The organism is Aeromonas sp. 159 (assembly GCF_963862045.1).
Classification (GTDB): domain Bacteria; phylum Pseudomonadota; class Gammaproteobacteria; order Enterobacterales; family Aeromonadaceae; genus Aeromonas; species Aeromonas veronii.
In genome coordinates this window covers 1-639 of record NZ_CAWLMI010000073.1, presented here as the reverse complement: position 1 = coordinate 639, position 639 = coordinate 1, and the positions used below count along the sequence as shown (strand labels likewise).

Sequence of the window (639 nt, the reverse complement as noted above, 5' to 3'; positions counted from 1 at the left end):
AGTGGGCAAAACCTTCGAGAACCTGGAGCTTGGTGGCGATGCCACCGTCACCATCAGCGATACCGAAAGTGAAGTGGTTGCCACCCTGAGTGCAGACAAGCCCACCGTGTCCGAAGGTGGCACGGTGACCTACACCGTGACCCTGACCAGCAAGGACGGCCTGCCGGTGAGTGGCCACAACGGTCTGAGCTTCACCCTGAGCAACGGCCAGACCATCACCATCGCAGCGGGCCAGACCAGCGGCAGCGTGACCGTGACCGCAGGGGATGATGTGTACGTCGGTGGCCAGAAAGACCTGAGCGCCACCCTGACCGGGGTGAGCGGTGGTGACAGCTTCGAGAAGCTGACGCTGGGCAAAGAGACGGTGACCACCAAGGTGACTGACGAGCCCAACGGGGAAGGCGACAAGGTTTCGGTGACCATCGAGAGCAACGGTGATGTGACCGAAGCTGACCAGCCGGTGTTCACCATCAAGGTGAGCCAGGTACTGGATCGCGATCTGACCGTGACCCTGAGCGATGGCAAGAGTGTGACAATCGCGGCGGGCCAGACCAGCGTGACCTACAGCCCGGCGGCGCAGGGCGATGACGTGTTCAAGGATGGCGATACCCTGACCGTGGGGATCGACAGTGCCACGGT

At 62.3% G+C, this 639-nt stretch carries 1 protein-coding gene; it reads left to right on the top strand.

The genetic code is table 11. The features are described 5' to 3' along the window. Window positions 1–639, top strand: a 639-nt coding sequence (locus AACR14_RS13210; RefSeq protein ID WP_202801612.1) for an immunoglobulin-like domain-containing protein, incomplete at both ends; no start/stop codon positions are given.